Raw genomic sequence first — 7,118 nt, 5'->3', positions numbered from 1 at the left:
GGTATCCGGCGCGCGACAGGGTGGCGTACAACGCCGGAGCGCCGTGTCCTTTGCTGAGCACGAAACGGTCCCGGCCCGGATCGTGCGGGGCGGTGGCGGGCCAGGAGTTGGTGGCGCCGCTCAGGCGCAGGACCGGGTGGGCTGTGTCCCATTCCGCCAGGTAGGTCTCCCGGTCGGTGCCGGGGCCGGCGCCGCGGGCCTGGCGGATCTGGTCGAGCAGGTGGTGCAGCACCTGGCCGACGATGTGGTGTCCCTGGCGGCCGTCGCCGGTGAACGCGGCCAGCAGCGGAGGGTCGATGTCCAGGCCGATGCGGGCGCGGTCCGGATCTGCGCCGACGTGCAGCAGCAACCGCTCCCCCGCTTCCGGGTCGCCGTCGGGTTCGGCGTCCACGCCGGCGGTCGCCGGGGGCTGGTGGGGCTCGGCGGTTGCGGTCAGCTCGATGACGATGGGGGCGCCGTCGGGGAGCGTGGCGTGGTCGGCGACCGTCGGGCAGGTGACCAGGGTGGTGCGCAGGGCGTCCGCGAGTCCGGTCATCGTGCCTGGGTCGAGGAACGTGTCCGGGCCGGGGCGGACGGTGGCGAGGACCACGAGCGGTGGGAGCGTGGAGACATGCGCGATCATCTGGCCCGTTGAGGTCGGGTAGACGAGATCGGCTTGCTCGCCCACAGCGTCCGGGTCGGGCTTGTCCAGGCGGGCGAAGCGCCAGTGGAGGGCTTCGGGCAGTTCAGCGGCGGCCAGCACCTCGTCGGTGGCCGCCCACGCCGCGGCCCGGTCCCAGGACACGTCGTGCACGGCCGGCGAGACGGCGGCGACCTCGTCGCGGTACGGGCCCGGCGCAAGCAGCGTCGCCTCGCGCCGCCACGCGGTCCACGCGTCCAGTACGTCGCGGTAGAAGACGCCGTGCACGCCCGGGTGTTCGGTGAGTTCCAGGACGAACAGGGCCAGCACGGCCAGGTCGCCCTCGGCGTCGGCGAGGATCTCGGCGAGTTCCTCGGTGTGCAGGTAGACGGTGTCCTCGATGAGCTCCGGGCCCAGGAACCGCGGTCCGCCGTAGACGACCAGGCGGCCCCGCCCCGTCGCCAACTCGCCCAGGACGGAACGCGCTTCCTCGATCCGGGCCGACAGGGCGCCCTCGGCCAGCGCGCTGACGATCGCGATGTCGTAGCGGTCGGCGGGTGCGGACAGCACGCACACCCGGCCGGGACGGGCCGGGACTTCTTCCATGCCCAGCAGCTGCGCGGTGCGGGAGACGACGAGGTCCTGCAACCGCTCCTCGGCGGCCTCCACCGCCGAGGCGGGAAGAGCGCCAAGCAGGCGGCCGGCGGACGGGGCGAGGGCATCGGTCGCGGCGCAGGCCGGCACCGCTACCCGCCGGCCGTGCGCGGTGACCGCGAGGACCGGCCCGAGCAGCGGCGCCTGCGGGTGGTAGCGCAGCGGAAGGCCCTCGATCGGTTCGGTCAGCCAGTCCAGCGCCCGCGCGGCGTCCGCCGGCTGCCCGCACGCGGCAGTGACCGCGTCCAGGTCCGCGCCGGCCAGCAGACGGGCGGCGCCGACCTCGTCCTCGGTGAGCGCGCACACGACCTGCGGGTCCTCGTCCAGCGCGCCAGCCGCCCACGCCGGGGACACCGCGGTGAGGGCGTGGTCGCTCAGGCGCAGCGCGAGCTCGAGAACGTCGCTCAGTCCGAACCCGACCGCTGCGCGCGCCGGTTCATCAACAGCCAGCGCGGTCAGCTGCAAGCTGCGCAGGACCAGGAGGGGGTGCGCGAGCTGCCCGGGATGGACCAGCAGCCGCTCCCCCGCCGACGTGGCGAACCGGACCCTGCCCCGTACGTCGCTGGGAACCCGGTCGGTCACCACGCCGCGCCCGGGCGCCGCGCGCCCGGCGGCCTCGACCAGCCCCGGCAAGTCCGCCGCGGCCGCAGCGGCCGCAGCGGCCGCAGCAGCACCGGTACGCGCTGGAGTTCGCAGAGTGCGGGTCCACAGCAGCAGGAGGTGATCGTGAACGCGGGAACAGCCCGGAGACGCCAGCGCGGCCTGGAGGAGCACCGTGAGCGAATCGGTGGAGAAGGGGGCGAGCGCCCCGTCGATGGTCTTCCACTGCACCCGCCGCTGCTGAGCGGCGGTGAGCGGGCTGCGTGCCATGGTGCGTTCCGTCCGTACGTCCCCGGTTATGCGAGGGCTCAGCCTGACAGGCAACACGGCACCCTCGCGCCGGTTTCGGCAGGCTGACCCACAAGATGCGCTGGTTCGTGCACTTCAGCGTTCCAGCGGCCTTGACATGAGCTTTCACATGTTCACTACCTAGGACACAGGGCGGGACACAGGGCGGGACACAGGGACACCTGCGAGACGGTCACGCTTGGCGGCCGGCAGCTGGACGGCCCGGCCGAGCGACTCCTCGCTATTGCCATGGTCGTCGACCGTGTGCGCGACTCCTCCCGCTCGTCCCGCCAGTCAAGGTCGCGCCGGCCACCCAGGGAAGCTGCTTCGTTGAGCGTCGGGCGTACCCCACCCGCGTCATCGCTCGTCAACTCGCCGATGCGAGGTCGACGTGTCGGCAGTCGCGCTCGACCCCGCGCAACGCCCTACCGACAGGTGCAAGTCGGCAGACTGACCGCGCCCCGACCTCCGGCCCCCGGGCCAAGCGAGCCACCGCGCGAGGGATAGCCGATTCACCCGTTCGTGTCCTTCGTTGAGGCCATGAGCGCCGACGTGGTTCACCTGCTCCACGTCGGAACGGTCCGCCCTCGGAGGACGGATCCTCCCTCCCTCCGAGTCTTTGGCCGGTCGCGACGCAGCGCGCACATGGGTTGAATTTACCTATTGACACGAATAGTTGACATACGCCTGATGTCTTAAATTAACGCATTCGAGAGGAAGACTGAGGCGCAGATCGCCTGCCGAGGCCTCACAAGATCAGCTCTTGCGCTCAGTAAAGGGATCTTAAAAACACGCTTTGACCTGCACTTTCACATGTTCACTACCTAGGACACAGGAAGGGACACAGCGCGGGACACAGGGACACGACCGGCTCTGTCAGTCGACCGCTCCCCCGAATCTCGACCAGCGAGCGCAGTCCTGAATCCGGTCTGCAGACACTCCAGAGTCACACCCGGGCGACCCTAGACTCGCCCGACGGACTGCGTTCCAAGCCGTCACACCACCCCCCCTTGCACGCTTCTTTCTGCGTGCCAACCCCAGTGAGTCATCTCATCTCTGCTAGCGTGAGCCCGCCGTCCAGTGGACTGGATGGCACCCGGGCAGCAACCCAGCAAGCTCGGCGTCGCAGCGACCAGCCGTCGGGCACCAGCGATCGGGTCACGAGAAGCACGTAGGGCTTCACGTCACCCCATCAGGAAGCCCCACCACTACGGCACTCACCGCAATCTGAGGGTCGCCGAAGCGTCGACTGACTGGACTGTTCGGCCGACAAGTAGCAACTCGCCAAGAAGTAAGCAGGTACTCCACTCTCATGCCTGAGCAACTCGCTACGGAGCAGGCCCAGGGCTTGGTGCCCTCTCCTGCCCGCGAAGCCGATGCGGTTCCCGCGACGTTCCTTTCGGGGAACATCACGCCGCCTGCCCTGACAGTGCCTTCTCACGTCAGCACCGAAGTTCGGGAACTGATCTACAGCCTCCCGGAACCCTTGAGGACAGCCGTCCTTGCTGCCCTCAACACGCCTGACGGCGTGAAGATCACCATGGGCAACGCCAAGGGCGGCGTAATGAAGACGACGATGTCCGTCTACGTTGCCTTGATCCTGGCACTCACCGGCGAACCCGTTCTCCTCGTGGACGCCGACGACACCAACAAAACCTGCCTCAAGTGGCAGGCCGCAGCCGGAGACGACTGGCCGCCCCTCGTAACCGTCGTCGGGTACACGGGCCCCGCCATGGCCAAGCAGGTCACGGATCTCATGGCGCGAGGCTTCAAGCACCTGGTGATCGACGTTGGCCCCACGGACAAGGGGGTCCTGAAGACCGCCTGGATGCTGACTAAGCGAGGGATCGTTCCGACCCAGCAGCACGTCGGCGATGTGGTCCAGCTGACGACTACGTTCGACCTCCTCAAGGAGATGGGCGAGCGCATCGACCTCTTCGTCATGCTCGCTAAGTCGTTCCCCAAGCGCAGCAGCTTCACCAACGCTCGCGACTACATCCAGGGGCTGATCAACGGCGAGAGCGCCGACCACCCGGACGGCCTTCCCAGCGTGGATCTCCTGGAGGGCACCATTCCTCTCCTCGAAGGCATCGCTGACACCTGGGGCTCGATTCCAGACGACTTCGGCCACTTCGGGTCAGTACTCGCCGAGGCGCTCGGAGTTCCGGCTTCCGTGATCGCCGAGCGAGAAGCTGCCTGGCTCAAGGACGAGGTGGAGGCCCAGTAATGGCTGAAGCCAAAGGAGGGAGTCAGACTCCCGCTCGACGGCGGAAGGCACCGAAGGCCAGCGCTGCTTTCGGAAAGCTGAACCAGCTGTCAGCGTCTGGCGCCCTTTCCAAGATCAACAGCGATCCCCAGACGACGTCCGGTTCGGTACCTCCGGTGGACAGTGAGCCGGCCGGGCCCCTGCAGGACCAGCCGACCGCCGACAGCACGCCGACCGAGCTCGCACCAGCGGCCGCACCCGAACAGACCGAGCCCTCGGATGCCGGCGCGTCTGCCAGTCCAACGGACGTACATGTGCCCGAGCCTCCGGTGGACAGTGAGCCAGCCGGGCCTGTGCAGGACCAGCCGACCGCCGACAGCACGCCGACCGAGCTCGCACCAGCGGCCGCACCCGAACACGTTGGAGTCGCTCACGAGGAGTCCGCGGGCACACGCACGCCCGCCGAACGCGAACCCGCGCCCTCGATCAACAGGCTGCAGGCTGCGGAAAGCGCACGGCTCGACGCCCTGGACTCACCTGCGGCAACCACACCCATCCCTGCGCAGACGCCAGTTGAAAATCCGCCGCGACGTCTCCGGTCTGAAGAGCTCGCTGCCGCCGATCTGCCCGTCTACGGACAAGAGGCGCCAGGAGGACGCGAGTCGTCTGGGGGCGCAGTCACCCTTCGGAGAGCCGCTGGGCCTGCTTTCCCGGCCACCAGCGGATTCTCCGAGAGGCGAATGCTCGATGCTCTTCCGCCGCAGCTCGCCGAGAAGGTGCAGGGGCTGCCGGTCGCGTACATCGAGCTCGCGAGGAGTTACCGCCAGGCACAGGCGACACGAACCGGTACGAAGCCTGCGAAGCGCAACATCCGGCTACATGCCGACGTCGCAATCGCGGTGAATCGCCAGATGGTCAGCGACAAGCGAATGCTCGGGCTCAGAAACCTCAAGCCGAGCCAGTACCTGGACGCCTCCATCACTCTGGCACGCCACGTCTCGGTCACCGATCTCATCAAGGCCGCTGACGAGTTCCGAGACAGTCACCTGGGGGAGGAGAGCGGTGCAGCGTCCCCCAACCACTACAGCATCAGCCGGGAGAACGACGACTGGCTGAACGACATGATGGACGAGCTTCTTCTCGCAAACACCACTGGTCTGCATGGCCATATGGTCAACGTGATCGTCCAGTCGTTCCTTGAGCAGTTGAGGGCTGAGGCCCCGGCAACGGACTGATACAAGCTCAAGGCCGGCCTGGGCCCAGTCGTCCATGAGGGGCGAGCCGCCGTCGCGGCTCGCCCCTCTTCTTTCAGCAGCAATTCACATAAGCACAAGCAGGGACACGTGTCGGGACACGGCGCGGAACACAGGGACACGAGGATTCCCGATGTAGATGCCTTCGTGCCCGAGGATTGCCGTCCGCAGTCCCGCACGCTCGGGGAACCCGCCATCGGCCGAAGGCGCGTCAGCCCCCAAACTGCGCGACCCTCGTGCACTTTTGGGAATGCGGGACCCTCCCCTGCCAGCAGGCCAGCCCCCTCGGCGAGCCATGCCCCCCGTCGCAATATGCCGATCTACCTGCGCATATTCGCCAATCGGGAGGTCCTGGCGTGGATGGATACCGCCAGCACGTCAGCCTGGCGACACGCTGAAAACTATGGGTTTGCATCAGAGATGCGCGAGGGTCGTATGATTCGCAGCACAGCGCGATAGTCTCGTGCTCACCTGCCAGTTGCCAGCGGAGGGAGATCCAAGTGCCGCCACGTCGTTCACCCGTGCGCAGAAACGGGACGATGTCGCAGCGCACCGTGTCCGAATGGTCCGGAGTCGGCGCGGGAACTCTCAAGAACCTGGCTCGGATCGGCCTTCTACCTGACGCAAATCAGCTGCGCCCGCACGACGTTGTCCTTGCTCAGGTGGCTGCGGCCCTCGGCGCTACGCGGTCGACGAACCGGGATTCTCAACAGGGCGAACGCACTACGACAGCGTTCCAGCGCGACTGGGATGCCGTTCGGATAGTGATGGAACTGCTGGTCGCGGCTTCCGAGCCCGGCTCGGAAGACAAGATTCACCCGCGAACACGGCTCGTCGCCTTCCCCGAGTCAGTCGCCCTGGCGCACCAGGACTACCAACTGCTGCAGCTCAGCGAGGAGGCTCTCGCGAGCAAGCTGCCGTACCACGTCCTGCCCATCGGGACCTGGCACGAAGAGCTTCAGCAGCGCCTTGAGAACGAGTTCGAAGAAGGAGCCGCCAAGGCAGCCGCATAAAAAGAACGGCACCCACGTACCTGCCGCAAACAGGGTGGGTGCCGGACTGATAAGGCTAGGTAGCCTCTCTCGCCATCCTTGAGGTTACCAGCCCCCAGCCGAGTCGTCTCCACCCACCGGAGCCTCGGCTACACGTGTCTCCCTCGTCACGCTTGTGAAACTGGTAGCCCATGCCGTCTTGCCCCAGGCTGACGGCGCTCGCAAGGGGCCCTGCGTGCCCTGTCTTGCGGAAGCGCCCTCACGGCCTGCTCCCTCGCACTATCGCTGTGCGCGCATCTCGCCCTCGCGCGGCTGAGCCGCTGCCCGGCTGGCTGTCCCTCTACCCAGCGCCTGGCTCTCTGCCACGCCATTTGGTGTGCGAGGGCCGGCGTCATATCTCGTCACGTCCCTACGCCGCCGTCCTCGATGTCAAGGCTGCTGGCCAGCGCTGATCGTGCGCTCATACGGGGCTAGGGGGGCGCAGAACCTGGTGTTCTGCGCCCCCC

At 67.6% G+C, this 7,118-nt stretch carries 3 protein-coding genes and 1 pseudogene; 3 read left to right on the top strand and 1 reads right to left on the bottom strand.

Annotated elements, in window-relative coordinates; translation table 11 throughout:
* Positions 1–2,143: pseudogene (locus tag ACNFOC_RS48155) on the bottom strand (hypothetical protein); the annotation flags it as partial.
* A 1,330-nt stretch (positions 2,144–3,473) separates the two neighbouring features.
* On the opposite strand from ACNFOC_RS48155, the gene ACNFOC_RS48150 reads away from it, so the two are divergent.
* The 3 genes from ACNFOC_RS48150 to ACNFOC_RS48140 all read left to right on the top strand — a co-directional run bounded on the left by ACNFOC_RS48150 (position 3,474) and on the right by ACNFOC_RS48140 (position 6,633).
* Positions 3,474–4,388: an AAA family ATPase gene (locus ACNFOC_RS48150; RefSeq protein ID WP_200723470.1), complete on the top strand. Its 915-nt coding sequence runs from the start codon at positions 3,474–3,476 to the stop codon at positions 4,386–4,388.
* A gap of 155 nt (positions 4,389–4,543) precedes the next feature.
* A complete protein-coding gene (locus ACNFOC_RS48145; protein WP_416965334.1) occupies positions 4,544–5,602 on the top strand; it encodes a hypothetical protein in 1,059 nt (352 codons plus the stop codon).
* A gap of 557 nt (positions 5,603–6,159) precedes the next feature.
* Positions 6,160–6,633, top strand: coding sequence for a hypothetical protein (locus tag ACNFOC_RS48140; protein WP_200723472.1), 474 nt, complete (start codon positions 6,160–6,162; stop codon positions 6,631–6,633).
* Positions 6,634–7,118 lie beyond the last annotated feature (485 nt).

This window comes from Streptomyces colwelliae, from assembly GCF_048158785.1.
Lineage (GTDB): Bacteria > Actinomycetota > Actinomycetes > Streptomycetales > Streptomycetaceae > Streptomyces.
Note: the sequence above shows the minus strand (reverse complement) of the source record. Positions and strands in the feature narration are given on the sequence as shown.

What these genes read in the sequence shown, in the direction of transcription:
- ACNFOC_RS48150 (WP_200723470.1), top strand. Translation starts at nt 3,474, where the DNA reads ATGCCTGAGCAACTCGCTACGGAGCAGGCCCAGGGCTTGGTGCCCTCT.
- ACNFOC_RS48140 (WP_200723472.1), top strand. Translation starts at nt 6,160, where the DNA reads ATGTCGCAGCGCACCGTGTCCGAATGGTCCGGAGTCGGCGCGGGAACT.